At 54.9% G+C, this 25,894-nt stretch carries 17 protein-coding genes and 2 pseudogenes; 6 read left to right on the top strand and 13 right to left on the bottom strand.

Going from position 1 to position 25,894, the window contains the following annotated elements; genetic code table 11:
* The first annotated feature begins 75 nt into the window (after nucleotides 1-75).
* From COO59_RS14105 to COO59_RS14095, 3 genes are read left to right on the top strand one after another with little or no spacing between them, the layout of a single operon-like run.
* The gene (locus COO59_RS14105; protein WP_103060423.1) at nucleotides 76-1,344 is read left to right on the top strand and encodes an FAD-dependent oxidoreductase; all 1,269 of its coding nucleotides are present in this window, start codon (nucleotides 76-78) and stop codon (nucleotides 1,342-1,344) included.
* Complete coding sequence (locus COO59_RS14100; protein ID WP_103060422.1) at nucleotides 1,335-1,607, top strand: ferredoxin family protein; 273 nt, start codon at nucleotides 1,335-1,337, stop codon at nucleotides 1,605-1,607. The genes COO59_RS14105 and COO59_RS14100 overlap by 10 nt, the downstream gene beginning before the upstream one ends.
* 19 nt (nucleotides 1,608-1,626) lie before the next feature.
* Nucleotides 1,627-2,205, top strand: a complete 579-nt coding sequence (locus tag COO59_RS14095) for a glycerol-3-phosphate responsive antiterminator (RefSeq protein WP_103060421.1) — start codon at nucleotides 1,627-1,629, stop codon at nucleotides 2,203-2,205.
* Here the strand turns inward: COO59_RS14095 and COO59_RS14090 are convergent.
* From COO59_RS14090 to COO59_RS14070, 5 genes are all read right to left on the bottom strand, one after another.
* The gene (locus tag COO59_RS14090; protein ID WP_103060420.1) at nucleotides 2,195-3,043 is read right to left on the bottom strand and encodes an FAD-binding protein; all 849 of its coding nucleotides are present in this window, start codon (nucleotides 3,041-3,043) and stop codon (nucleotides 2,195-2,197) included. The two genes, COO59_RS14095 and COO59_RS14090, sit on opposite strands and share 11 nt — an antisense overlap.
* The gene (locus COO59_RS14085) at nucleotides 3,040-3,822 is read right to left on the bottom strand and encodes an electron transfer flavoprotein subunit beta/FixA family protein (protein ID WP_103060419.1); all 783 of its coding nucleotides are present in this window, start codon (nucleotides 3,820-3,822) and stop codon (nucleotides 3,040-3,042) included. Before COO59_RS14085 ends, COO59_RS14090 begins: the two co-directional genes overlap by 4 nt.
* Nucleotides 3,800-5,218, bottom strand: a complete 1,419-nt coding sequence (locus tag COO59_RS14080) for an MFS transporter (protein ID WP_409371607.1) — start codon at nucleotides 5,216-5,218, stop codon at nucleotides 3,800-3,802. The genes COO59_RS14085 and COO59_RS14080 overlap by 23 nt, the downstream gene beginning before the upstream one ends.
* Entirely contained in the window at nucleotides 5,202-6,656 is a 1,455-nt protein-coding gene (locus COO59_RS14075) for an FAD-binding oxidoreductase (protein WP_103060417.1), read from the bottom strand. The genes COO59_RS14080 and COO59_RS14075 overlap by 17 nt, the downstream gene beginning before the upstream one ends.
* Before the next feature lie 83 nt (nucleotides 6,657-6,739).
* Nucleotides 6,740-7,525: an SDR family oxidoreductase gene (locus tag COO59_RS14070; protein WP_103060416.1), complete on the bottom strand. Its 786-nt coding sequence runs from the start codon at nucleotides 7,523-7,525 to the stop codon at nucleotides 6,740-6,742.
* 319 nt (nucleotides 7,526-7,844) lie between these two features.
* Between COO59_RS14070 and COO59_RS14065 the strand changes: the two genes are divergently transcribed.
* Nucleotides 7,845-9,143, top strand: a complete 1,299-nt coding sequence (locus COO59_RS14065; protein ID WP_103060415.1) for an MFS transporter — start codon at nucleotides 7,845-7,847, stop codon at nucleotides 9,141-9,143.
* A gap of 36 nt (nucleotides 9,144-9,179) precedes the next feature.
* Nucleotides 9,180-10,658, top strand: a complete 1,479-nt coding sequence (locus COO59_RS14060; protein WP_103060414.1) for an FGGY-family carbohydrate kinase — start codon at nucleotides 9,180-9,182, stop codon at nucleotides 10,656-10,658.
* A gap of 37 nt (nucleotides 10,659-10,695) precedes the next feature.
* On the opposite strand, the gene queE is transcribed toward COO59_RS14060, so the two are convergent.
* From queE to rlmD, 7 genes and pseudogenes are all read right to left on the bottom strand, one after another.
* On the bottom strand, nucleotides 10,696-11,367 hold the full coding sequence (queE, locus tag COO59_RS14055; RefSeq protein WP_103060413.1) for a 7-carboxy-7-deazaguanine synthase QueE: 672 nt from the start codon (nucleotides 11,365-11,367) through the stop codon (nucleotides 10,696-10,698).
* A 137-nt stretch (nucleotides 11,368-11,504) separates the two neighbouring features.
* A complete protein-coding gene (locus tag COO59_RS14050) occupies nucleotides 11,505-13,391 on the bottom strand; it encodes an acyltransferase family protein (RefSeq protein ID WP_103060412.1) in 1,887 nt (628 codons plus the stop codon).
* A gap of 720 nt (nucleotides 13,392-14,111) precedes the next feature.
* On the bottom strand, nucleotides 14,112-15,407 hold the full coding sequence (gene eno / locus COO59_RS14045) for a phosphopyruvate hydratase (protein ID WP_085070408.1): 1,296 nt from the start codon (nucleotides 15,405-15,407) through the stop codon (nucleotides 14,112-14,114).
* A 78-nt stretch (nucleotides 15,408-15,485) separates the two neighbouring features.
* Nucleotides 15,486-17,123 carry a glutamine hydrolyzing CTP synthase gene (gene pyrG, locus COO59_RS14040; protein ID WP_103060411.1) on the bottom strand — a complete coding sequence of 546 codons (1,638 nt, stop codon included), beginning with the start codon at nucleotides 17,121-17,123 and terminating at the stop codon, nucleotides 15,486-15,488.
* Between the two features lie 320 nt (nucleotides 17,124-17,443).
* Nucleotides 17,444-18,238: a nucleoside triphosphate pyrophosphohydrolase gene (gene mazG / locus COO59_RS14035; protein ID WP_103060410.1), complete on the bottom strand. Its 795-nt coding sequence runs from the start codon at nucleotides 18,236-18,238 to the stop codon at nucleotides 17,444-17,446.
* 63 nt (nucleotides 18,239-18,301) lie between these two features.
* Nucleotides 18,302-20,533, bottom strand: coding sequence for a GTP diphosphokinase (gene relA, locus COO59_RS14030; protein WP_103060409.1), 2,232 nt, complete (start codon nucleotides 20,531-20,533; stop codon nucleotides 18,302-18,304).
* A gap of 28 nt (nucleotides 20,534-20,561) precedes the next feature.
* Nucleotides 20,562-21,877, bottom strand: a pseudogene (gene rlmD, locus COO59_RS14025) (23S rRNA (uracil(1939)-C(5))-methyltransferase RlmD).
* A gap of 91 nt (nucleotides 21,878-21,968) precedes the next feature.
* Between rlmD and barA the strand changes: the two are divergent.
* Nucleotides 21,969-24,698 carry a two-component sensor histidine kinase BarA gene (gene barA, locus COO59_RS14020; RefSeq protein ID WP_103060408.1) on the top strand — a complete coding sequence of 910 codons (2,730 nt, stop codon included), beginning with the start codon at nucleotides 21,969-21,971 and terminating at the stop codon, nucleotides 24,696-24,698.
* Here the strand turns inward: barA and COO59_RS14015 are convergent.
* A pseudogene (locus tag COO59_RS14015) lies at nucleotides 24,689-25,836 on the bottom strand (glycerate kinase). The gene barA and the pseudogene COO59_RS14015 sit on opposite strands and share 10 nt — an antisense overlap.
* Nucleotides 25,837-25,894: the final 58 nt, after the last annotated feature.

Raw genomic sequence — 25,894 nt, 5'->3', positions numbered from 1 at the left:
CCTTTGCGGCAGGCATCAATTTCCCTTTAAATCCGCTATGTTAGAGTGGTGCGCTCAGAAGAAAAGGAGCGCAGGATGGCGGACGATTTTAACACTATTATCATTGGCGCAGGGATTGCGGGCAGCACCTGCGCTCTGCTCTGCGCCCGCGCAGGGCTTTCCGTACTGCTTATCGAACGCGGGGAACAGCCCGGCAGCAAAAATCTCTCCGGCGGCAGGCTCTACGGCTACGCACTGGCAAATATTATCCCCAACTTTCAGGCAACGGCGCCGCTTGAACGCCGGATCACGCACGAACACTTCTCTCTGCTGACCGCCGAAGGTGCCACCACGCTCAGTGGAAACCATCCCGTTAGCGAATCCTGGAGCGTGCTGCGCGCACGCTTCGATCCGTGGCTCGCCGCGCAGGCTGAAGCAGCAGGCGCGCAGCTGCTCTGCGGCGTTACGGTAGAGGCGCTGCATAAACAGGGGGAGCGAATTACGGGCGTCGTTTGCGAAGGAGAGCTGCTGCGTGCAAAAACCGTCGTGCTGGCCGAAGGCGTCAACAGTGAGCTTGCTGAACGCAGCGGGCTTATCCCTCCCCCGTCGATGGACAACATGGCGCTGGGAATAAAAGAGACGCTGGCGCTCGATCCTGCGCTTATCCAGGCGCGCTTCCGGCTGGAGGAGGATCAGGGCGCTGCATGGTTATTCAGCGGTCAACTGTGCGGAAGCAAAGCTGGCGGTGGGTTCCTGTACACCAATCGTCATTCTCTCTCCCTTGGGGTCGTCGCCCCGCTCTCTTCACTGCGGGATGGCCCCGCCGCGGCATCTACGCTGCTGGAAACACTCAAGAGCCATCCGGGCGTACGGCCGCTGGTGCGCGAAACGGAAGTGCTGGAGTACGGCGCACATCTGGTACCGGAAGGTGGTTTGCACGCTCTGCCTTCCCGTCGGGGGGGCGAAGGCTGGCTGCTGATTGGTGATACGCTGCGAACCTGTATTAACACCGGTCTGACCGTTCGCGGCATGGATATGGCGGTACTGAGCGCTCAGGCAGCAGCAAACGCGCTTATCGCCGGAGAGAGCGAAGCGCATTCACCACTGGCAACCCGCTATAAACAGGAGCTTCAGCAGAGCCTGCTCTGGCAGCAGCTGCGCCGCTATCGCCACCTGCCAGCCCTGCTACAGAACAGCATCTGGTATCAGCAGGGTCCGGCCTTCTGTCGCAGCGTACTGGCAGACCTGAGCCGCGCTGACGCAACGATTACTCCCCCTCTGTGGCGAATTCTGCTGCGTCACGGTCACCGCGCCGGCCTGCGGCGGCTCTCCGGTCTGATGTTAAGGAGCCTGAAATGTCTGTAAATGAGAGCCTCGCGCGCAATTGCTACGTGCCTGACGATCGGTCGCATATTGTGCTGGATGGAACCCTCAACGATGAGCAGTTTGCCCTGCTGGAAAAAGTTTGTCCGGCGGGTCTGTTTCAGCGTAATGCCGAGGGACAGGCAGTGCTAAACTATCGCGGCTGTCTGGAGTGCGGCTGCTGTCGAACGATCGCAGGCCCTTCAGCGTTTTCGCAGTGGCGCTATCCGGCATCAGGTTGTGGCATAGCGCTGCGCTTTGGTTAATTTACGTAAGGATCTCTGCGTGCCACTACTCCACCTGCTGAAACAAAGCCCGGTTATTGCTGCGGTAAAAGATAACGCCAGCCTGCAGCTTGCCATTGACTCCGACTGCCAGTTTATTTCGGTGCTGTATGGCAATATCTGCACCATCAGCGGGATAGTACAAAAAATAAAGAAAGCCGGGAAATTCGCCTTTATTCATGTCGATCTGCTGGAAGGTGCGTCGAATAAAGAAGTGGTTATTCAGTTTCTGAAGCTGGTGACCCAGGCTGACGGCATTATCAGTACTAAAGCCAGCATGCTGAAAGCCGCCCGCGCCGAGGGCTATTTCTGCATTCACCGGATGTTTATCGTCGACTCTATTTCATTTCACAATATTGATAAGCAGGTGGCGCAGTCGAACGCCGACTGTATCGAAATTCTGCCGGGCTGCATGCCAAAAGTGCTGAACTGGGTGACGGAAAAAGTACGTCAGCCGCTGATTGCCGGAGGTCTGGTCTGCGATGAAGAGGACGCCCGCAACGCCATCGCCGCAGGCGTCGCCGCCCTGTCCACCACCAATACCGACGTCTGGAGGCTGGCAAAATCCCTTAGCCGCTAGCGCGGCGGCGCGCTGCCAGCGCCTCCAGCACCGCCTGGGCATCTCCGACGATACCGACATCCGCAGCGGCAAACACCGGCGCTGCGGGATCGGTATTGACCGCCACAATAAACTGGCTCTTGCTGACGCCTGTCATAAAGGCAGATGCACCGGAAGCCCCCGCGATGATGCAAACCTTCGGTGCCACGGTCTGACCGGAAACGCCCAGCATTCGCTGTTCATCGCAGCCACCCGACATTACCCGCTGGCGGGTATATCCCGGTTCAGCATCCAGCCCGCGGGCCAGCTCAGTAAATATTTCCCCACAGGCCCCTTGCCCGGTCGCCAGCACATACTTCGCCGACTGTAGCGGATGCTCAGGCCGACTGAGCCGCTGAGGAGGCGCAAGCGAGTGCCCCAGCGGCTGCGGAACAATCGCCTTTTCGGTGACGGCCTCCGGGACGTTACCCCTATAGCCCGCCAGAGTGCGCGCGGGCGTCAGGCACAGCGGCAGCGCGCTATATGTCAGCATGGCCGTCAGCGCACTGCCGTAAGCGGCTTTGCTGACCTTTTTCTCCGTCAGGCTACAGCCGCTGGCGCGGCATACGGCGCTTCCGTTAAGTCGCCAGGCCAGGCGAGTTGCCAGCTCATCACCCTCCCGTGAGCAAGGGAAGAGAATAAGCGCAGCCGGATCGGCCCGGAACGCTACCTCCAGCGGCGCCAGCAGCTGTTCTGCCAGAAAAAATGGTGCCGTCGCTCGCCACAGAGTACGCGGGAGTGCCTCCAGCTGGTTATCCGCCAGAAAAGCCGCAAAATCCTGTTCATCGCCGGAATGCAGAACCACCAGTACAATTTTCATCGCGACATCCTCCCGCTTAGATACCGATCCCAGAGTTTCTGCACTTTTTCCTGCACCGAATCTGCGACAATTACCTCTCCCGCCCGGCGGGAAACCTCTCTTGCTAAGGATGAACAGACGGCTGTCGGGTGCGCCTCGCCAGCCGGTGCGATCTGCATAACATCGGCCTGCGCCGCAGCAAGCCGGGCGCGCATTCCCGGCACGCGAAGCGCCATCTGCCCCCGGTTTTGCACCATCAGTACCGCAGGCTGAGCCAGCTGCCACTGGCTGCGCTGATGAAAATCATCGCTCTGCACCGTAAAACCGTTCTCCCTGGCCTCCAGCCCGGTTACGCCTGAAAAGCAGGGCCAGCCGAGTATGTCGGCCAGCAGCCAGCCGGTCTGACCGTTCTGCCCCTCGCTGCTCTGGCTGCCCAGCAGAACCATCGCGATCTTCTCCTGCCTGACACGTTCGGCAATTTGCCGGGCGATAAATGCCGGATTAAAGCGCAGATCCCGCGCTGTATTCACCAGGGTTCGCTGAGTAAATCCCAGCGCGGCAAGGTGGCGCAGGAGCGGCATTGCGCGCGCATCCCCTACCGTCATCGCACTCAGGTTCAGCTGCGCATTGCGCGCTTTGGCCTGAAGCATCAGCTCCGCCGCCCCCTGCTCATCGCTCCCCATTACCAACCGCATCAAGCCCGGATCCGGCCCCTTAGCGCTTTTTGCCGCAGCCTGCCAGTCGGCCTCTCCGAGCATGCCCAGATCCGGTTCTGCCTTAAACGCCAACAGAATGTTCATTCTCCTTTCCCTGTGTTTTTTGTTGCGCAGCCTCGACCAGTGAGAGATTTTTAGTTTCCGGCGCCCACAGTATTGAGACCAGCAGGCCAACCAGCAGCACCGCTACCAGCAGTAGCAAGGTGGTGCGCATTCCCCATGTCGTCAGCGCCAGCGGCAGCAGCCCGGTACTGATGGCCGCTCCCAGGCGGCTCATTGAAGTGGCAAAGCCCACGCCAAGCGAGCGAATATCGGTTGGAAAGCTTTCTGCTGGCAGAATGCCGACCAGATTACTGGCTGCGGAGATCGTCATGCTGAACAGCGTAAACAGCAGCAGGATCGCGATGCTGTTGCTCGATGGCGTAAAGGCCAGTACGCTGAGCGTTATCGCCAGCAGCAGAAAGCTGCCAATCAGAAACTGCCGCCGGGAGAGCATCCAGGTCAGCAGCAGCCCCAACAGAGCCCCTGCGATCAGCAGCATATTCAGGATCAGGCTTGCGCTCAGCGCAGCCTCCAGCCCGATACTCTGAGCAATGGTTGGCAGCCAGGTATAAATAACAAACCACGGCACCACCAGACAGATAAAAAACAGGCTATTAAAGGCCGTGCGCCGCCAGTAGCGGGCGGAAAACAGGGTGCTGATATGCCGCGTGGTGACAGCTGAAATCTCATCTCCCGGCAGCACATTCGCCCCAAGAAAACGACGAACCACTTCATGCGCCTCGGTAATTCGGCCCTGGCGCATCAGCCAGCGTGGCGATTCGGGAGTGCCTATGCGCATCAGGGTGATAATCAACGCCGGAAGCGCCGCCGAGGCGAGCAACCAGCGCCAGGCATCCGGCGCGATATTAATCCAGGCGTATCCGGCAACGCTTGCCAGCACGTAGCCTATTGTCCAGACAACGCTGAATGCGCCAAGCAGCATGCCGCGATAACGCTTTGGAGAGAACTCAGCCAGCAGCGTATGACCCACGGAGTAGTCCCCGCCGAGACCAAAGCCAATCAGGATACGCAGAAAGATCAGCTGTTCGGGCGTGGTGACGAAAAACTGCAAAAAAGAGGCCAGGGTAATCAGCAGAAAGCTGAAGGTAAAAATACGCTGGCGCCCGGTATAGTCGGAGATCCAGCCGAGGATCAGGCTGCCAAGAAACAGGCCAAACAGCGCCGAGCCGCCAATCAACCCCTCCTGAAGCGACGTAAGCTGCATTTGCGGCTGGAGCTGAATCATTGCATAGCCGATAACGCCGAGAACGTAACCATCGGTGAGGTGTGCCCCATAGGTGAGTCCGGCAATGCGGCAGTGAAAGCGGGTAAGCGGTAGGTCGTCCATACTTACCGGTGACGAGCTCATAGCATCCCCTTCAAAAAATCGGCCTCCCTGACCAGGGAAGCCGCGATGATGATTATTTTTCAATTGGATAGATAGTGCCGGTATTCATGATACCGTTCGGATCGAACTGCTTCTTCAGCCCTTCCAGCAGCGCCCAGGCCGTACCGTGTTCTGCCTTCGCCCAGTGTACGCGGTGCTTGCCAATACCGTGGTGGTGAACCATCGATCCGCCGAGGTTGATGGTCTCCTCGCAAATGATCTTGTTCAGCGGATTGTGGTACTTGTCGATCTCCTCTTCCGGCTTGCAGCCCACCACGTTGTAGTCGTAGACGAAGTACATGTTGGTGCCGTTGATATAGCTGTGGGAGGAGTGGCCGCCCAGCATGGTAATATCGTCCGCATGCGGGAACTCGGTGCGAATGCGGTGAATAACGCGTTCATAGATCTGGTGGATGCAGCTCCAGTCGCCGGATACCTCTGTGGTAAAGCCCATGTTGCCGGTCTTCAGGATCTGCACGCGCTCGGCGGCAACTTTATCCGGCCCCCAGTTCAGGTTGTTAAACCAGTTTTCAATCAGCCTGCTGTCAACGCGCTGGCACTGCGGATAGCGGGCAACAATCTCTGCAATCCCCTCGCCCGTCGCCTTCGCCATCCGCGGGTTACCTTCAGCCATAAAGATCAGCACGCATTTGCCATTGGCAAAGTGGGTAAAGTGCTGAGTGCCATCTTCAGCGTCATACAGACGCGCAATCGACGGACGGTAGCCTTCTACCATCACCTCACGCAGGATCTCGAAGCCCAGCTTCATATCATCCAGGATATAGCCATAGTAAAGGTTGTTTTCCGGCGTGAACTTGAAGATTTTTACCGTCACTTCGGTGATATAGCACAGCGCCCCTTCATTACCAATGATAATGTGGCGAATATCAGGGCCCGCAGCACGACGCGGCACGTTTTTAATGCGGGTGACGGTCCCGTCCGGCAGTACCGCTTCCAGCCCGACCACCATATCTTCAATAGCGCCGTACAGCGTAGAGAACTGGCCAATGCTGCGGGTCGCCACCAGGCCGCCCATCTGGGCCAGCGGTTTTGACTGCGGGGAGTGTCCGGTGGTGTAGCCTTTAGCGCGCAAGGCGTTTTCCAGTATTTCCAGAGGAACGCCGCACTGCGCGGTCGCCTGCATATTCTCAATATCAATATTGATGATTTTGTTCATCCCGGCGCCATCGAGCACCAGCGAGTTTTTCACTACCGTCTCCAGTCCCCCTTCAGTAGCGGATGCGCCGGTACGCGGTACGCCGTTGATCCTGTTCTGATTCATAAAGGAGAGCACGCGGGAAACCTGCTCCGTAGAACCAAGCTTCACCACCGCCGCTGGCAGAGGCAGGGTAAAGACACCGTGAATATCCGCATATTTTCTGAAGCGGTCGATGCTGTTTTTCTTGAGCACGTTCTCATCGGTGATCACGCGCTCAGGGCCAACGATCTCTTTGACCTGTTCAACAATTGCTTCGCGGGATAAAGACATAAAATTACCTTCCTGATTTAAAAGTAAATAAGCAGCAGAAACCACCCGTTTTGACCATCGGCATTATTAAATGCCTTAAGAAATTAGCGGACTAAATAACCACCATCGACAACTAATAAGTGACCATTGACATAATCTGAAGCGCGACTGGCAAGAAAAACCATCGCCCCCATTAAATCCTGCGTATCACCCCAGCGATTGGCAGGAATATGATCAAGCACGCGCTGATTTGTTTCCGGATTACTGCGGGTAGCCGCAGTAATTTCGGTGGCATAATATCCAGGCGCAATACCATTGACCTGAATATTATACTGACCAAGCTCATCGCAATAGGCTTTGGTAAAACCCGCAAGCGCGTGTTTGGTTGCCGAATATGCAGGTGACCACTGACCGCCTAACCAGGAAAACAGCGAACAGATATTAATGATCTTTCCACTCTTTTGCGGGATCATGATTTTTGCCGCTTCGTGGCTTAATTCAAACGCGGCGGTGAGGTTAACGCTGATCATCGGATCCCAGTCGGCGCGGCCGAAATCGAGTACTTTATTGAGCTTACAAATCCCGGCATTGTTGACCAGAATATCCACGCTGCCAAAGCGCTCGCAGCAGGCGGCAATAATCTTGTGCGGCGCGCCTTCAGCGGTGATGTCAACCTGCATAAATTCCACCTGAACGCCCTGCTGCTCAATCAGTTCGCGGGTTTCGCCATTATCCTGAATGAAGCTCGGAATGAACAGATTTGCCCCCGCCTTCGCCAGCGCCAGAGCAAAAGCCTGGCCCAGGCCGCTGTTGCCGCCGGTGACAATGGCGGTCTTGCCCTTCAGGGAGAAGAAATCCATAGAAAATGCGTTGAGAGATTCGATTGACATATCCGGCTCCAAAATCCTTTAAGCAAAAAAAAAGAAAGGCAACTTCCCCCGCGAGAGGGAAGTTACCTTTCTCATATTCTCTGGTAACTGGGCATAATTTTTAGCATAGCGCTGCGAATCTAAATGTGATGAGAATCACAGAGATTTATTAGTAATGATTTTGATCGATAAAATTGAGAAGCGTGATTATTCTCACAGAGTAATCTGGCCTGCCATGATATTTCTAATATCTATTACTAGAGACTATGAGAAAAGTAATCCACCTGGAAAGGCGGCTTACTTTTCTCTTTTTTTTGTCTGTACAAAACGAGAATACGCTATGCAACAACACTCTTATCGACGCTGGATAACGCTTGCAATTATTAGTTTTAGCGGTGGCGTTAGCTTTGACCTGGCTTATTTACGTTATATTTACCAGATTCCTATGGCAAAATTTATGGGATTCAGCAATACCGAAATTGGATTAATAATGAGTACTTTCGGTATTACTGCGATTATTTTATACGCGCCCAGCGGCGTCATTGCCGATAAATTTTCACATCGGAAAATGATTACTTCAGCAATGATTATTACCGGTATTCTTGGTCTGCTGATGATGACTTATCCGCCTCTTTGGGCGATGCTGCTTATTCAGGTTGCTTTCGCGATTACCACTATTCTGATGCTGTGGTCGGTATCGATTAAAGCAGCTTCAATGCTTGGCGATCACAGCGAACAGGGCAAGATTATGGGCTGGATGGAGGGCCTGCGTGGCGTTGGCGTCATGTCGCTGGCGGTCTTTACCATGTGGGCCTTTTCCCGCTTTGCGTCAGACGATCCGAACAGCCTGAAAACCGTCATACTGATCTACAGCGTGGTATACATTGCGCTGGGGATCCTGTGCTGGTTCTTCGTCAGCGATGGCGTCAGCCATGAGGTGAAAACGACGGATCGGCAGAAAAAAACCTTTCAGCTTAGCGATATCCTCTCCGTACTGCGTATCAGCACCACCTGGTATTGCAGCATGATAATCCTCGGCGTTTATACCATCTACGCTATCCTCAGCTACTCCACCAACTACCTTACGGAAATGTACGGTATGTCGCTGGTGGCCGCCAGCTATATGGGCATTGTGATTAATAAGATCTTCCGCGCCATGTGCGGCCCGCTGGGTGGACTGATTACCACCTACAGCCGGGTAAAATCCCCCACCCGCGTGATTCAGATCCTGTCAGTTATTGGTGCGCTGGCGCTTATCGCGCTGCTGGCAACAAACCACCACCCGCAATCCGTTGCGGTGGGTATAGGCCTTATTCTGCTGCTTGGCTTTACCTGCTACGCCTCGCGCGGCCTCTATTTTGCCTGTCCAGGCGAAGCGAAAACCCCGACCTTCATTATGGGCACCACGGTGGGCATCTGCTCGGTCATCGGCTTTCTGCCGGACGTCTTTGTCTATCCGATCGTCGGCTACTGGCAGGATACGCTGCCCGCAGCCGAAGCCTATCGCAATATGTGGATGATGGGACTTGGCGCGATGTGCATGGTGATGGTTTTCACTTTTTTACTGTACAAAAAAATACGCGCGACGGAAGTGCCTCTGAGCCAGACAGGCTCCCCTTCCCAGGCCAGCGGCGCGTAAAACCGCATAACATAATGGGTACACAGGAGAATGACGATGGCCCAAAAATACATCATTGGAATTGATGGCGGCAGTCAGAGCACCAAGGTCGTAATGTACGACCTTGAAGGTAACGTCGTCTGCGAGGGAAAGGGGGCGCTGCAGCCGATGTACACCCCGGATGCCGATACGGCTGAACACCCGGATGACGACCTGTGGCAATCTCTGTGCCTCGCCGGAAAAGATCTGATGCGGCAATTTACAGGCAATCCTGATGATATCGTCGGCATTGGTCTTGGTTCCATCCGCTGCTGCCGCGCGCTGCTCAGGGCCGATGGTACGCCCGCTGCACAGCTTATCAGCTGGCAGGACGCTCGGGTCACCCGCCCCTACGAGCATACCAACAGCGACGTGGCCTGGGTCACCTCTTTTTCCGGCTATCTGACCCACCGCCTGACCGGAGAGTTTAAGGACAATATTGCCAACTACTTTGGTCAGTGGCCGGTGGATTACCGAACCTGGGAATGGAGCCACGATTCGGAAATCATGCGCAAGTTTCAGATCCCCAGGGAGATGCTGTTTGAGGTACAAATGCCGGGAACAGTTCTGGGAAACATCACGCCGCAGGCCGCACAGGCCACCGGGTTCCCCGTCGGATTACCGCTGGTATGTACCACCAGCGACAAACCCGTAGAGGCGCTGGGGGCCGGCTTGCTGGATGATGAAACCGCCGTCATTTCACTGGGAACCTACATCGCCCTGATGATGAATGGTCAGGCGTTGCCAAAAGATCCGGTGCACTACTGGCCTATCATGTCTTCGATCCCGGAGACGCTGCTGTACGAGGGCTACGGCATCCGCAAAGGCATGTGGACCGTAAGCTGGCTGCGGGACATGCTCGGCGAGTCGCTGCTTAAAGATGCAGCTGCCAGCGGCGTCACTCCGGAAGATTACCTCAACTACCGGGCATCCGCAGTATCTCCTGGCTGCGACGGTTTAATGGCGGTGCTGGACTGGCTCACCAATCCCTGGGAACCCTACAAACGAGGGATTTTCATCGGCTTTAACGCAACGATGGACTACGCCTGGATGTACCGGGCAATCCTTGAAAGTATCGCGATGACGCTGAAAAACAACTACGACAATATGTGCCGTGAAATGGACCATTTTGCCCGTCAGCTGATAGTCACCGGCGGCGGTTCTAACAGTGATTTGTTCATGCAGATTTTTGCCGACGTATTCAACCTGCCAGTACGGCGCAACAGCATCAACAGCTGTGCCAGTCTGGGGGCGGCAATCAACACGGCGGTAGGGTTAGGGCTGTACGCTTCGTATGAAGAGGCCGTCGCCAGGATGGTGCGCGTGAAAGATCTCTTCGAACCCAGCGCGCAGAATGCCGCGCTGTACGAAGCGATTAATAAAGGAATATTTAAAGACCTGCCGCGCCACACCGATCCGATTTTGAAGAAATCCTGGGAGATCTTCCACGGTCGCTTAAACGCGGAGGAGAGCATTCAGAGCTGGTCTAACGCATAAGACTCCGGGCCGGATGCCTGCACATCCGGCCCGCTTATCAGGCAATATTCAGATATTTATGGGTCTGCATCGACAGCCGCCAGTTGCGGGCAATGCAGGTCTCAATACACAGCCGCGTCGCATCTTCTTTCTGGCTGATGGGCTGGAGCGCAATAATTCGCTGTTTGTCGTCGGCGATGGTTTCCAGCAGCTGATCCAGCGCAGCAATATCGCGCTGACGCGCCACCGGATGCTTAATCTCATCGGCACGCACCAGCGCCTGATCCAGCACGTCATAGCCGCCGCGCATATTAACTTTAGGCGAAACCGTAACCCAGGTTTGCGCCGTGCAACGCACCGGATGCGTACCGCTGGTTTCAATCTGACAGCTGAAACCGGCCTGCTGTAGCGCATCGGTCAGCGGGGTTAAATCGTGAATGCACGGCTCGCCGCCGGTAATTACCACATGGCGTGCGGTCCACTGCTGCTGGTTGATGGTTTGTAGTAAGGCATCAGCATCGGCAGCGCCCCAGGCATCGCTTTCCACTGTTTTTACCAGAATATCGCCCAGCGAGGTTTCCCGATCGGCCAGCTTATCCCATGTATGTTTGGTATCGCACCAGCTGCAGCCAACCGGGCATCCCTGCAAGCGGATAAAAATTGCCGGAACGCCGGTATAAAAACCTTCGCCCTGCAACGTCTGGAACATTTCATTAATCGGGTACTGCATCACGCACTCACGTCAGGAGAAATAAGGGCGCAGATTATGGCAGATGAAGGGAGTGACGCCAAATATCGCAGGCAGAAAAGGCACAAACTGAAGATTAAAAAAAGCCGCCCGGCATCAGGCTGGGCGGCTGCTTCCTGCTACATAAATTTGTCGTGGCGCAACTGCACCATCGCCTGACGCGCAACGTCATTCGCGCCGCTTAGCGTGAAGTGACCATAATCAAACGCGCTCGGCTGACCGTTTGAAGCCAGCGCATGGCAAACATCATTCGGACACATAATATTGTAAACCGAGATATAACCCACCTGTTCTTCTGCCGCCGCCTGCTGCATCCGCAGATCGATACCTTTAATATTTCGGTTAACGGAACTTGAGACTAAATCTTTACGCCCGTTCTCCTGATAGGCCAGCAGATCCGGCAGAGGCTCGGCATACTCAATCGTCGGTCCCATAACGGTGATATTGTTGGTCAATCCTTTTAGCGTTTCCAGCGTCGCTTTCAGAGGAGCAATATCCTCCGGCAGCCAGCGGGCGGAGATAATGACGCCATCAATTTTGTGTTTGGGGATCCACTGCTGATAGACATAATCCATCAGTTCAGTACATTTATTGCTGAAGGACTGGTGCGATACGGGTTTACATCCTGCTGAGGTTGCCTGCATCAAATTAACGCTACCTCCCGCAGCAAGGCTGAGCGCACGCCACAGATGGGCACCGTGGCTGTCGCCGATTAACAGATAATTTTTTTCCGTGGCGGAGGTTTTCAGACAGAAATCACGATCGTAATGCCCTTTCGCTTCATTGTTCCCATCGATAAAGCATTTACCTAAACGGAACTGATAGAAATACTCCTCGGTACCGCGATACTGAGAGAATTTCGCCACCGCCAGCGCCTGATCGGAAAACTTACCGGACTCATTGCTGATATGACTTTTATACAGCGTGGTCGAAGCGATAATCACCAGGCCCACCACGGAGAAGGCGGAAACCATTGCCGGATTCAGGTTCGATAGCTTATAGCGGAAAGGAATTTCGACGAGATAGCGGGAAGCGATAGCCAGGGCAAAGGTCATCGCCAGCACCAGCAGATCGCGTACGCCTTCATTCATATTCAGGAACATCTTGCTGTAAACGATAATCGGCCAATGCCAGAGATAGAGGCAGTAAGAGATCATTCCGACATAAACCACTGGTTTCAACGCCAGAATGCGGTTTACGACGGCTTCCCGGCCCGCCAGAATCAGCAGGAAACTACCGACACATGGCCAGAGCGCATTCCACGAGGGAAAGGGTTTGCTGGTGCTGAGCCAGAAAAAGCCAAACAGAATCAGCGCCAGCCCGGCAAGGCTCATCAGATGCTTAATGTCCTGACGCACGGTCGCCATGCGCGCTTCAATAGATGAAACCGCAATAATCCCACCGACCGCCAGCTCCCACGCACGCGTAGGCAACATATAAAAGGTAAAATCGGGCTTTTTCAGTACGCCAACAATGCTGAGCAGAAACGAAACCGCAATGATTGCCAACATGACCTGCGTTACGCGATGGCGAAACCAGCGTACGGCAAGCAGCAGCACAATCGGGAACAGAATGTAGAACTGTTCTTCAACCGCCAGAGACCAGGTATGCAGGAGAGGTTTAAGTTCTGCGGGGCCGGCAAAGTAACCGGTTTGCTGCCAAAAATAGATATTCGACGAGAAAAGCGTGGTGGCAACGGCGCTATTGCCCAGTTCGGTAAACTGCGCCGGCAGCAGATGATGATAGCCAAACAATAGCGTGGCTATCAGTACCACAAATAGCGGCGGTAAAATACGTAAGCAGCGACGCTTGTAAAATTCAAGATAAGAAAACTCACCCTTCATGGCACTCTGATAAATAATGCCGCAGATGAGATAACCGGATATGACGAAAAAAATATCAACTCCGGTGAACCCACCGGGAATACCGGTCACGCCCAGGTGATAGGCGATCACTGGCAGCACGGCGAGTGCGCGAAGACCGTCAATGTCAGCACGGTATTTCATTTTTAACCTTCCGTATCATTACAAATAATGACGTAAGGTTTACATATTCCTGTTAAAAATTAACTATGCCCGCAACCAAATCAGATAGTTCTGTAAACAGCTATTTTCCCTGCAAGTCCTTCATTATTATCAGCATAATGAAAAAGCCTCGGCGTAATTCGGCGCTTTTCAGAAAATACGCAGATTGCGCCGTTCAGTACAGGCGATACCGTAGCCTGGATTTACGCCGGATTTACGCCATGCAGCGCACCAGACGCATACCGCTGGCAGTCCGTTTGACATTTACTTTTTTATACCCGTTCAGAAAAAACTGTTGTTTTAATCGACTACTGACACCGGGAAATTCTGGTTGAATATGCGATGACAATTACCGCTTTACCGAAGTATAAATTCTCAAAATTTAACTTTCATTGTATAAAACTGTCCCAGTTTAAAATAAGTTTCCGGGGTTGTTTTCCGCAAAAATTAACCTGGCCAGCGATGCAATTAACATTAACTGGTTCTATTTTTCTATATTTTTTTTCATTCCAGCGGCGGGTAAATATTAACGAATGGCCCGACCTGGTCGGTTATACGTTTTCATGCGCGCTGTTTAAACTTTTGGTCAAAACTGTAGCAGAGGCTGAATATTGACGGCCGGGAGATAAAAAAACCCCGTCAGATGACGGGGTTCAACAGCAGCCGGGCAGCGGGTAAACTCCGCCGCACGCGCAAGCGTAATTACTGACCTTTAACTTCTTTCAGACCGTTGAACGGTGCTTTAGAACCCAGCGCTTCTTCGATACGAATCAGCTGGTTGTATTTAGCCACGCGGTCAGAACGGCTCATAGAACCGGTTTTGATCTGGCCGGCTGCAGTACCTACCGCCAGGTCAGCGATGGTTGCATCTTCGGTTTCGCCAGAACGGTGAGAGATCACGGCAGTGTAGCCAGCATCTTTCGCCATCTTGATTGCAGCCAGAGTTTCGCTCAGGGAGCCGATCTGGTTGAATTTGATCAGGATGGAGTTAGCGATGCCTTTCTCGATACCTTCTTTCAGAATTTTGGTGTTGGTGACGAACAGGTCGTCGCCCACCAGCTGGATTTTATCGCCCAGCACTTTAGTCTGATAAGCGAAGCCTTCCCAGTCAGATTCGTCCAGGCCGTCTTCGATAGAAACGATCGGGTACTGTTTGGTCAGATCTTCCAGGAAGTGAGTGAACTCTTCAGAAGTGAACGCTTTGTTGCCTTCGCCAGCCAGAACGTATTTGCCATCTTTGTAGAATTCAGATGCCGCACAGTCCATCGCCAGAGTAATATCTTTGCCCAGCTCGTAGCCCGCTGCTTTTACCGCTTCGGCGATAACCGCCAGCGCTTCAGCGTTGGAGCCCAGGTTCGGCGCATAGCCGCCTTCGTCACCTACTGCGGTGTTCATGCCTTTCGCTTTCAGCACTTTCGCCAGGTGATGGAACACTTCAGAACCCATACGGATCGCTTCTTTCACGCTGGAAGCGCCAACCGGCTGGATCATGAATTCCTGGATGTCGACGTTGTTGTCGGCGTGCTCACCGCCGTTGATGATGTTCATCATCGGCAGCGGCATAGAGAATTTACCCGGAGTACCGTTCAGTTCAGCAATGTGCTCATACAGCGGCATGCCTTTGGCTGCGGCTGCAGCTTTGGCGCTTGCCAGAGAAACGGCCAGAATCGCGTTAGCACCAAAGTTAGATTTGTTTTCGGTACCGTCCAGATCGATCATGATCTTGTCGATGTTCGCCTGATCTTTCGCATCTTTACCCAGGATGGCTTCAGCAATCGGGCCGTTAACCGCAGCGACTGCTTTGGTGACGCCTTTACCCAGGAAACGAGATTTATCACCGTCACGCAGTTCCAGTGCTTCGCGAGAGCCGGTGGAAGCCCCTGACGGCGCGGCAGCCATACCTACAAAACCGCCTTCCAGATGAACTTCAGCTTCAACAGTCGGGTTACCACGTGAGTCGATGATTTCACGACCGATGACTTTAACGATTTTGGACATTAGTTTTTCCTCAGTACAAGTTAAGCTAAAACTCTGACAAACAGTGCGCGAAAAGTTCGCGCACTGTTATAAAAACGCTTACTTCACTTGATGCTTCTGGTACTCGCTTGCGGCCTTCACAAAGCCGGCAAACAGCGGGTGACCATCGCGGGGCGTTGAGGTAAATTCCGGATGGAACTGACACGCAACAAACCACGGGTGGTTCGGGTTTTCGATAATCTCAACCAGCTGATCGTCCCCTGAGCGGCCAGCGATGCGCAGACCTGCCGCTTCGATAGGCTTCAACAGCATATTGTTGACTTCATAACGATGGCGATGACGCTCAACAATGGTATCGGAGCCGTACAGCTGACGCACCAGGCTATTATCGGACAGCTGACACTGCTGGCTGCCGAGGCGCATGGTGCCGCCGAGATCGCTCTGCTCGCTGCGAACTTCGACATTGCCGTTTTCATCGCGCCATTCGGTGATCAGCGCCACCACCGGATATTTACAGTCTGGCACAAATTCCGTTGAGTTGGCATCAGCCATACCCGCAACGTTACGGGCATATTCCATCAGCGCTACCTGCATACCCAGGCAAATGCCCAGATAAGGGATATTGTTTTCACGCGCATACTGAGCGGTGAGAATTTTGCCTTCGATACCGCGCGGACCAAAGCCGCCCGGCACCAGAATCGCATCCAGGTCTTTCAACACTTCAACGCCGCGCGATTCAACATCCTGCGAATCGATCAGCTTGATGTTAACCGTTACGCGATTTTTCAGGCCGCCATGCTTCAGCGCTTCAATCACGGATTTATACGCATCCGGCAGCTCGACATATTTGCCGACCATACCGATGGTCACTTCTCCGCCCGGATTCGACTCTTCGTAAATCACCTGCTCCCATTCAGAGAGGTTAGCTTCCGGTACGTTCAGGCTGAATCGTTTACAAATATAATCGTCCAGCCCCTGTGATTTCAACAGGCCAGGAATCTTATAAATGGAATCAACGTCTTTCAAAGAGATGACCGCTTTTTCCGGCACGTTACAGAACAGCGCGATTTTAGCGCGTTCGTTAGCCGGTACGGCACGATCGGAACGGCAGATCAGCACATCAGGCTGGATACCGATAGAGAGCAGCTCTTTAACAGAGTGCTGCGTCGGCTTGGTTTTGACTTCACCCGCCGCGGCCATATAAGGCACTAACGTCAGGTGCATATAAAGGGTATGTTCGCGCCCTACATCAACCGCCATCTGACGGATGGCTTCCAGGAAAGGCAAAGATTCGATATCGCCAACGGTACCGCCGATTTCCACCAGCACCACATCGTGGCCTTCGCCGCCTTCGATAATGCGTTCTTTGATGGCGTTAGTGATATGCGGAATAACCTGAATGGTAGCCCCAAGGTAATCACCGCGGCGCTCTTTGCGCAGCACCTCAGAATAGATGCGGCCAGTGGTAAAGTTATTGCGACGCGTCATCCGGGTGCGGATAAAGCGTTCATAGTGACCTAAATCGAGATCGGTTTCGGCGCCGTCGTCGGTAACAAACACCTCACCGTGCTGCGTTGGGCTCATGGTACCCGGATCCACGTTGATATACGGGTCCAGTTTCATGATGGTCACGTTCAGGCCACGCGCCTCAAGAATGGCTGCGAGGGAGGCTGCGGCAATGCCTTTACCCAGAGAGGATACGACCCCGCCGGTCACAAAAATATAGTTCGTTGTCATGCTGAACCTGAGAGTTGAGGTTTAAAGACGGTGGAATAACCAGGACGGGAAAACAGTATACCGGATTCACCTCTTACCCACAATTAAACATTGCCGCCATCGCCATACCCGATGACGGCCTACCTTAACCGGGTGATACGCCAAAAGGGTTGATTTGGGTCATAGTGAGCGAAATTTTTTTGCTAAAAGCTGAAACGAGTAAGCCGCAGGCTGCGGCTGAATGGCAAAAAAGCTTTTTGTGGCAAATCAACGCCCAAAGCCTGGGAAGCGACCTTTTCCTGCTGACGGCAGCGGAGCGGTTTTAAATTAAAAATAATAAATTAGCCCGCCGCTTTCTCGCCGGCTTTAACCTGCTGCCAGGCGGCCTCCATCTGATCCAGCGAGGCGTCGCTCATATTCATGCCCTGCGCCGCGATAATCTGCTCAACCTGCCGAAAACGTCGTTCAAACTTCACGTTGGCTTTTTGCAGCGCCGTCTCCGCTTTAGTACCGAGATGACGCGCCAGATTGACGGTAGCAAACAGCAGATCGCCAACTTCTTCCTCCAGCTTCGCCTCATCTATCACCGCCTGCTGCGCTTCGTGCATCACCTCATCGATCTCTTCATGCACTTTATCAACCACTGGCCCTAACGAATTCCAGTCAAACCCCACGCTGCGGCAACGCTTCTGGATCTTTTGCGCGCGCATTAGCGCCGGCAGCGCCTGTGGAATATCATCCAGCGCCGAATGCTGCGCTTTCTCCGCGCGCTCCTGCTGCTTAATCTGCTCCCAGTTATGCAGCACCTCTTCGCTGTTTTTCACCTGCGCATCCGCGAAGATATGCGGATGACGGCGTTCCAGCTTATCGGCAATACCGTGGCAAATATCATCGAAGGTAAAACGCCCCTCTTCACGCGCCATCTGCGCATAAAAAACGACCTGAAACAGCAGATCGCCCAGCTCTCCGCGCAGATCGTCATAATCCTCGCGCTGAATGGCGTCGATCACCTCATAGGTCTCTTCCAGCGTATAGGGCGCAATGGTGGCGTAAGTTTGTTGACGATCCCAGGGGCAGCCGTGCTGCGGATCGCGCAGGGTCTGCATAATAGTCAGCAGACGATCAAGAGCAGTCATAATGAAACCTTAATGCGAATAAGCGGGACCGGCATACCGCACCGCGTACGGCATACCGGATAATTAATGCAGACGTCGGGCGTCGATAATGTCAGGAACCTGATTAAGGCGCGCCAGCACGCGTCCCAGCACCTGCTGATTGTAAATCTCAATATCCATATCTATGGTGGCCAGCTGCTTACGCGTATCGCTGCGGCTGGATACACCCAGCACGTTCACCTTCTCATTGGCAAGAATGGTGGTAATGTCGCGCAGTAACCCGCTGCGATCGTTGGCAGTCACGCGCACCACCAGCGAATAACCGCTGGAATAGCTTTCGCCCCAAACCGCATCCACGATCCGCTCCGGCGCATGCGACATAAGCTCCGCCAGCTGATCGCAGTCGGCGCGGTGGATGGAAATCCCCCGCCCCTGGGTAATAAAGCCCACAATATCGTCGCCCGGAATCGGCTGACAGCACCGGGCAATATGGTGCATTAGATTACCAACGCCTTCCACTACCACGCGCCCGCTCTCTTTCCCCGAACGCTGCGGCGTATGGCTTTTCTGCGTCAGCTGGCGCAGCGCCTCACGATCTTCCTCTTCCGCGCTCGGCTTATTCAGCTTCGCCTGCAGGAAATTGATCATCTGATTAAGGCGTATATCGCCGCCGCCGATCGCCGCCAGCAGCTCATCCAGCGTGCCGACGTTATAGCGCGGCAGCAGCAGCTTCTCCGCCTCTTTCAGGCTAATATCCAACTGATTCAGCTCGTTATCCAGAATCTGGCGGCCAGCCACGATATTCTTATCGCGATCCTGCTTGCGGAACCAGGCGTGGATTTTGGAACGCCCACGGCTGGTGGTGACATAGCCAAGGTTAGGATTTAGCCAGTCGCGGCTGGGGTTTGGCTGCTTTTGCGTGATGATTTCAATCTGATCGCCCATCTGCAGCTGATAGGTAAACGGCACGATACGGCCGCCAATCTTGGCGCCGATGCAGCGGTGACCAATATCGCTGTGAATGTGGTAGGCGAAATCAAGCGGCGTCGAACCCGCAGGCAGATCGACAACGTCGCCCTTCGGCGTAAAAACATAAACGCGATCGTCAAATACCTGGCTGCGCACCTCTTCCAGCAGCTCGCCGGTATCCGCCATCTCTTCCTGCCAGGCGATCAGTTTACGCAGCCAGGCAATACGCTCCTCATGCCCATGCGCGCCGCGCGCCTGTCCGCCGGAGCCCTCTTTATACTTCCAGTGAGCGGCGACCCCCAGCTCGGCATCTTCATGCATCTGGCGGGTGCGGATCTGAATCTCAACCGTTTTGCCGTCGGGACCGAGCACCACGGTATGAATCGACTGATAGCCGTTTGGCTTCGGATTAGCGACATAGTCATCAAACTCATCCGGCAGATGACGATACAGCGTATGTACAATCCCCAGCGCGCCGTAACAATCCTGCAGGCGCTCGGCGACAATCCGCACCGCCCGCACGTCAAACAGTTCGTCAAACGCCAACGACTTTTTCTGCATCTTACGCCAGATGCTGTAAATATGTTTGGGACGCCCGTAGACTTCAGCCTTCACGCCTTCACGCACCATCTCGGTGCGCAGGCTCTCCACAAAGGTTTCGATATACTGCTCGCGGACAATACGGCGCTCGTGCAGCAGCTTTGCGATACGTTTGTATTCGTCAGGATGAAGATAGCGGAAGCAGAAATCTTCCAGCTCCCACTTAAGCTGCCCGATACCGAGACGGTTGGCTAACGGGGCGTAGATATTGGTACACTCTTTCGCCGCCAGAACGCGTTCATCCTCCGGCGCATCCTTCATTTCACGCAGGTGAGCAATGCGTTCGGCCAGCTTGATCACCACGCAGCGGAAATCTTCCACCATCGCCAGCAGCATGCGGCGCACGTTATCCACCTGCTCGGAAGCCATCGAGTCGTTATGGGTAGCCTTAAGCTGGCGAATCGCATCCATATCGCGCACGCCATGCACCAGCGAAACAATCGCTTTGCCAAAGGTTTCTTCCAGCTTCTCTTCCGAAACCACATCGGCATCCGCCAGCGGAAAAACCAGCGCGGCGCGCAGCGTGTCATTGTCCATGCTCAGCATCGACAGGATTTCGACCATCTCAATGCCGCGCCACAGCAGCAGAGCCTGATCGGGATGCGATTGGGTTACGGCCTCACAATAGTGCCAGGTAGCGGCCAGTCGTTCACTTGATTGCGGGTTAACGATCCCCAAACTGGTGATCCACTCATCGAGCGCGAATTCACCCGCCGTATTCAAATGTGCGCTTCTTACCGCAACCATAACCTCTCCTGGCAACCTGTAAAAATACTTATGTTTTACCGAATAGCACCATAGATTCAAGATGACCGGTATGAGGAAACATATCGAGCATCGCAACCCTTTCCAACCGGTAACCGGACGACAGCAGTAGCTGACTGTCGCGAGCAAGCGTCGTCGGGTTACAGGAAACGTAAACAATACGTTGTGGCGCGAGTTTAGCAATATGTTGCATCACGCCGCCTGCGCCCGCACGTGCCGGATCCAGTAACACCTTGTCAAAACCGTGCGCCGCCCAGGGCTGGCGCGTCACCTCTTCTTCCAGGTTTCATGAAAAAAGGTGATGTTTTCAAGACCATTCAGCTTGGCATTATACGCACCTTGTGCTGCTAAAGCTGCTACGCCCTCCACACCCACAACATTTTGTCCAAACTTTGCCATCGGCAAAGTAAAGTTTCCCATGCCGCAAAACAGGTCTAAAACCCGATCGTTCGGCTGTAGATCGAGCCACTCCAGCGCCTTTGCCACCATTTTTTGGTTTACCGCGTCATTGACCTGAATAAAATCGCGCGGGCTAAAGCTCAGCTTTAGCTGATGTGACAAATAATAAGGCGGCTCGCCGCTAATCTGCTGTAGCTGCTCGCTATCCGGCGCCAGGAACAGCGCCAGCTGGTGCTCATGCGAAAAACGTTCCAGCTTTTGCCGATCGCCGGCGCTCAGCGCATCAAGATGGCGCAAAACCAGCACCGGACCATTATCCGCCTGCACCAGTTCGACATGCCCCAGCCGCCGTACCGCCTGTAGCGAAGAGAGACAGGCCCTGAGCGGCACCAGCAGCGCATCAAGTTCGGGCTTCAAAATGGGGCAGCAATCGATTGAAACCAGCTCATTAGAGGCGGTTTTACGAAAGCCCAACTGCAGCGTCTGCGTTTTGGCCTGATATTGCAAGCCGAGACGCGCGCGGCGGCGATAGCCGTAAGCGCTGTCGCCGATAATCTCCTCCACCGTGGTCTGCTGTCCGGTTTCGCGCGTGAGCAGATGCGCCAATGCTCTGGCCTTACTCTGCTGCTGTAGCGCTTGCGAGGCGTGCTGCTGCTGACAGCCGCCGCAAACGGTAAAATATGGACAGCGCGGCGTAACGCGTTGCTCGCTGGGCTGTAAAATCCGCCGTGCGCGCCCGCGTGCGTACTGGCGTTTATCCTCCAGCAGCTCAACCTCAACCTGCTCGCCCGGTAGCGCGCCGCTGACAAATAGCGTTTTGCCCTGATGACGAGCCACCCCCTGACCGAAAGCGTCAAGATCGTGAATAGTGACCGTAATTGTTTGTCGGGTCGTCACACGCCGTTTTGCGGAGTAGAATTGCGCCATAGTGGAATAGAATCTCTGAATAATTGCTACGCGAAGTGACGCCTGATTGACGGCGTTACTGCCCGGCGTAATTGTCTCATACCGGACTATCATGACCAAATACAGCCTGCGGGCAAGGATGATGATTTTAATACTGGCACCGACCTTAATGATTGGCCTGCTGCTCAGTACGTTTTTTGTGGTGCATCGCTATAACGAACTGCAGCGTCAGCTCGTGGATGCCGGGGCTAATATTATCGAACCGCTGGCGGTTTCCAGTGAGTATGGCATGACCTTTCACAGCCGTGAATCGGTACGCCAGCTGGTTAGCCTGCTGCATCGCCGTCACTCCGACATCGTACGTGCCATCACGGTGTTTGATGATAAAAATCAGATATTTGTTACCTCTAACTATCACCTGAATCAGGAGCTGTTGCGCCTGTCGAATGGCGCTAAGCCGCCCAACCAGACGGCTATTGAACGCCGCGCGAATATCATTGTGCTGCGCACGCCGATCGTATCAGAAAGTTATTATCCGGATGAATCGCCGGGGCGGGATGCCAAGCCTACCGGTAATCCGCTGGGCTACGTGGCGATTGAGCTGGATCTGCAGTCGGTCAGGCTTCAGCAATATAAAGAAGTGTTTATTTCTACGCTGCTGCTGCTGTTTTGCCTGTGTATCGCCATGCTGTTCGCCTATCGCCTGATGCGCGACGTTACCGGTCCGATACGCAATATGGTCAGCACGGTAGATCGCATTCGTCGCGGTCAGCTCGACAGCCGCGTTGAGGGCTATATGCTCGGCGAGCTGGATATGCTGAAAAACGGCATTAACGCGATGGCGATGTCGCTGACCGCCTATCATGAAGAGATGCAGCAGAATATCGATCAGGCGACCTCCGACCTGCGCGAAACGCTGGAACAGATGGAGATCCAGAACGTTGAGCTGGATCTGGCCAAGCGCCGGGCGCAGGAAGCCGCCCGCATCAAGTCGGAGTTCCTGGCCAATATGTCGCACGAGCTGCGCACGCCGCTTAACGGCGTCATCGGCTTTACGCGTCAGACGTTAAAAACGCCGCTCACCTCCACCCAGCGCGATTACCTGCATACCATCGAACGCTCCGCAAATAACCTGCTTAGCATTATCAACGATGTGCTGGACTTCTCGAAGCTGGAGGCCGGAAAGCTGGTGCTGGAATCTATCCCGTTCCCGCTACGCGCCACGCTGGATGAAACCCTGGTGCTGCTGGCACCTTCCGCCCACGATAAAGGGCTGGAGCTGACGATTAACGTCCAGGGCGAGGTGCCGGATAACGTGATCGGCGATCCGCTGCGTCTGCAGCAGATTTTAACCAACCTGATCGGCAACGCAGTGAAGTTTACCGAGCGCGGCAATATCGATATTCGCGTGGAAAAGCGCGGCCTGAGCAATAGTAGCGTCGAGCTGGAAGTGCAGGTACACGATACCGGAATCGGGATCGCCGAGAAGCAGCAGTCGCAGCTGTTTGAGGCTTTTCGCCAGGCCGACGCCAGTATTTCCCGGCGGCACGGCGGAACCGGGCTTGGGCTGGTTATTACGCAGAAGCTGGTGAAAGAGATGGGCGGCGCTATCGCTTTTCACAGCCGCCAGGGTCAGGGCTCGACCTTCTGGTTCCATGTCAGCCTGGCGCTGAATCCGAACGCCGCCAGCGATCCACGCGCGCTGGACGGGCTGCGCGGCAAGCGCCTCGCCTATGTTGAGGCGAATCCGGCCGCGGCGCAGGCGGCGCTGGATATTCTGAGCTCCACGCCGCTGACGGTCAGCTACAGCCTGACGCTCGAAGGGCTGACCGAGACGCGTTACGATATGCTGCTGGTGAGTTTGCCTGTTAGCCAAAGCACCGACAGCGTGCTGTCGCAGGCGTTTATTAACAGCCTGACGGCGCGCGCCGACTGCGTGATTATGGCCCTGCCCAGCCAGATGCTGTTACAGGCGGAGCTGCTGAAAACGCGCGGAATTGATGCCTGTTTATGCAAGCCGGTAACCCGCACGCGGCTGCTGCCGATTATGCTCGATATGCATGCGCGCAAACTCTATGACCTGCCCGCCCGCGCCCGCCTGCCGCTGACGGTAATGGCGGTGGATGACAATCCGGCTAATCTGAAGCTGATTGGCGCGCTGCTGGAGGAGCAGGTAGAGAATATCGTGCTGTGCGACAGCGGCGAAAAAGCGATTGATATAGCCCGCCAGCAGGCGCTGGACATTATTCTAATGGATATTCAGATGCCGGAAATCGACGGCATTCGCGCCAGCGAGCTGATTCGGGAGCTGCCCCAGCATACCAATACGCCGATTATCGCGGTGACTGCCCATGCGATCGATGGCGAGCGCGAACACTTAATTAAGGCGGGCATGAATGATTACCTTGCCAAGCCGATTGACGAAGAGAAACTCAGCCACTTGCTGGCGCGTTACTCGCCAACCCTGCGGCCGGCAGCGCCGGAAGCGCCCGCTATTTCTCCTTCGCTTGACTGGCAGCTGGCGCTGCGTCAGGCGGCCAGTAAGCCCGATCTGGCGCGCGATCTGCTGCGAATGCTGCTTGATTTCCTGCCGGAAGTTCAGGCAAAAGTGGAACAGAGCCTGGCGGAAAATCGTCAGAACGGGCTACGGGAAATTATCCATAAGCTGCACGGCAGCGCCAGCTACAGCGGCGTGCCGCGGATGAAACAGCTGTGTCGGCAGATTGAATATAGTTTGCGGCTGGATGGCGAAGTAATGGCGCTGGAGCCTGAGCTGCTGGAACTATTGGATGAGATGGAGAATGTGGCGCAGGCGGCGCGCCACATTCTGAGTCAGGCCTGATTGAAAGCCTGACCGATTTTCAGGGTTGCGGCGATATTGCGTGCCGTCATACGCACGTTTTGCGCCGCGTTATCCAGCGCGTCTTCCAGCGTACAAATGGAATAGATCACGCTGTATACCGCATCCAGACCGTGTTGGTGAACCACGCCAACATCCGCCGTCAGGCTGCCGGCAATGCCTATCACCGGCTTGTTGTAGCGCTTCGCCACTTTCGCCACGCCAATCGGCACTTTGCCGTGAACGGTTTGGCTGTCGATGCGTCCTTCGCCGGTGATCACCAGCGTGGCATCCTTCACTAACTCATCAAGACCCAACGCTTCGGTAACGATTTCAATGCCGCGCCGCAGTTCCGCCTGGCAAAAAGCATGCAATGCCGCGCCCATTCCTCCCGCCGCTCCGCCGCCGGAAATATGCAGCACGTCAATATCCAGATCGCGCTGAATAACAGCCGCATAGTGCGCCAGCGCGTTATCAAGCTGGGTTACCAACTGCGGCGTCGCGCCTTTTTGCGGCCCAAAATCGCCGAGGCGCCCTCTTCGCCCGTCAGGGGATTGGTGACGTCGCAGGCCACCTCAAAGCGGCACTGACGCAGACGCGGATCGAGCTGGCTAATATCAATGCGCGCCAGCTGCGGCAGCGCCCCGCCGCCGTAACCGATCTGCTCGTCCTGCGCGTTAAGCAGTCTGGCGCCCAGCGCCTGCACCATCCCGGCACCGCCATCGTTGGTCGCGCTGCCGCCGATGCCGATAATAAAATGCTGTACGCCACGATCCAGCGCGTTGGCGATAAGCTCGCCGGTTCCCCAGGAGGTGGTCACCAGCGGATCGCGTCGCGCAGGCGGCACCAGTTCCAGGCCGCTGGCTGCGGCCATCTCAATAAACGCGCAGCTTTCATCGCCAGACAAACCATAAAAAGCATCAACCGGTTCGCCCAGGGGTCCGGTAACCGATAACCTGACGATTTTTCCCTGCGTGGCCGCCACCATCGCCTCTACGGTGCCCTCTCCGCCATCCGCAACCGGCAGCTTAACGTATTCAGCATCGGGAAAGATTGCACGAAAGCCGTTTTCAATCTCCGAAGCGACCTGCAGGGCGGATAAACTCTCTTTATACGAATCCGGTGCGATAACGATTTTCATAAATAGTCCGAACGCTATTGGGCTGGCCGCAGCCAGAGAACGAAGCCGGTCAACCTGA

This window comes from Mixta theicola (genome assembly GCF_002895925.1).
GTDB classification, from domain to species: domain Bacteria; phylum Pseudomonadota; class Gammaproteobacteria; order Enterobacterales; family Enterobacteriaceae; genus Mixta; species Mixta theicola.
Note: the sequence above shows the minus strand (reverse complement) of the source record. Positions and strands in the feature narration are given on the sequence as shown.

Bases quoted from the DNA above. Each gene is read 5' to 3' on its own strand.
- COO59_RS14105 (WP_103060423.1), top strand. From the start codon at position 76: ATGGCGGACGATTTTAACACTATTATCATTGGCGCAGGGATTGCGGGC.
- COO59_RS14100 (WP_103060422.1), top strand. From the start codon at position 1,335: ATGTCTGTAAATGAGAGCCTCGCGCGCAATTGCTACGTGCCTGACGAT.
- COO59_RS14090 (WP_103060420.1), bottom strand. From the start codon at position 3,043: ATGAAAATTGTACTGGTGGTTCTGCATTCCGGCGATGAACAGGATTTT.
- COO59_RS14085 (WP_103060419.1), bottom strand. From the start codon at position 3,822: ATGAACATTCTGTTGGCGTTTAAGGCAGAACCGGATCTGGGCATGCTC.
- COO59_RS14075 (WP_103060417.1), bottom strand. From the start codon at position 6,656: ATGTCTTTATCCCGCGAAGCAATTGTTGAACAGGTCAAAGAGATCGTT.
- COO59_RS14070 (WP_103060416.1), bottom strand. From the start codon at position 7,525: ATGTCAATCGAATCTCTCAACGCATTTTCTATGGATTTCTTCTCCCTG.
- COO59_RS14065 (WP_103060415.1), top strand. From the start codon at position 7,845: ATGCAACAACACTCTTATCGACGCTGGATAACGCTTGCAATTATTAGT.
- COO59_RS14060 (WP_103060414.1), top strand. From the start codon at position 9,180: ATGGCCCAAAAATACATCATTGGAATTGATGGCGGCAGTCAGAGCACC.
- queE (WP_103060413.1), bottom strand. From the start codon at position 11,367: ATGCAGTACCCGATTAATGAAATGTTCCAGACGTTGCAGGGCGAAGGT.
- COO59_RS14050 (WP_103060412.1), bottom strand. From the start codon at position 13,391: ATGAAATACCGTGCTGACATTGACGGTCTTCGCGCACTCGCCGTGCTG.
- eno (WP_085070408.1), bottom strand. From the start codon at position 15,407: ATGTCCAAAATCGTTAAAGTCATCGGTCGTGAAATCATCGACTCACGT.
- pyrG (WP_103060411.1), bottom strand. From the start codon at position 17,123: ATGACAACGAACTATATTTTTGTGACCGGCGGGGTCGTATCCTCTCTG.
- mazG (WP_103060410.1), bottom strand. From the start codon at position 18,238: ATGACTGCTCTTGATCGTCTGCTGACTATTATGCAGACCCTGCGCGAT.
- relA (WP_103060409.1), bottom strand. From the start codon at position 20,533: ATGGTTGCGGTAAGAAGCGCACATTTGAATACGGCGGGTGAATTCGCG.
- barA (WP_103060408.1), top strand. From the start codon at position 21,969: ATGACCAAATACAGCCTGCGGGCAAGGATGATGATTTTAATACTGGCA.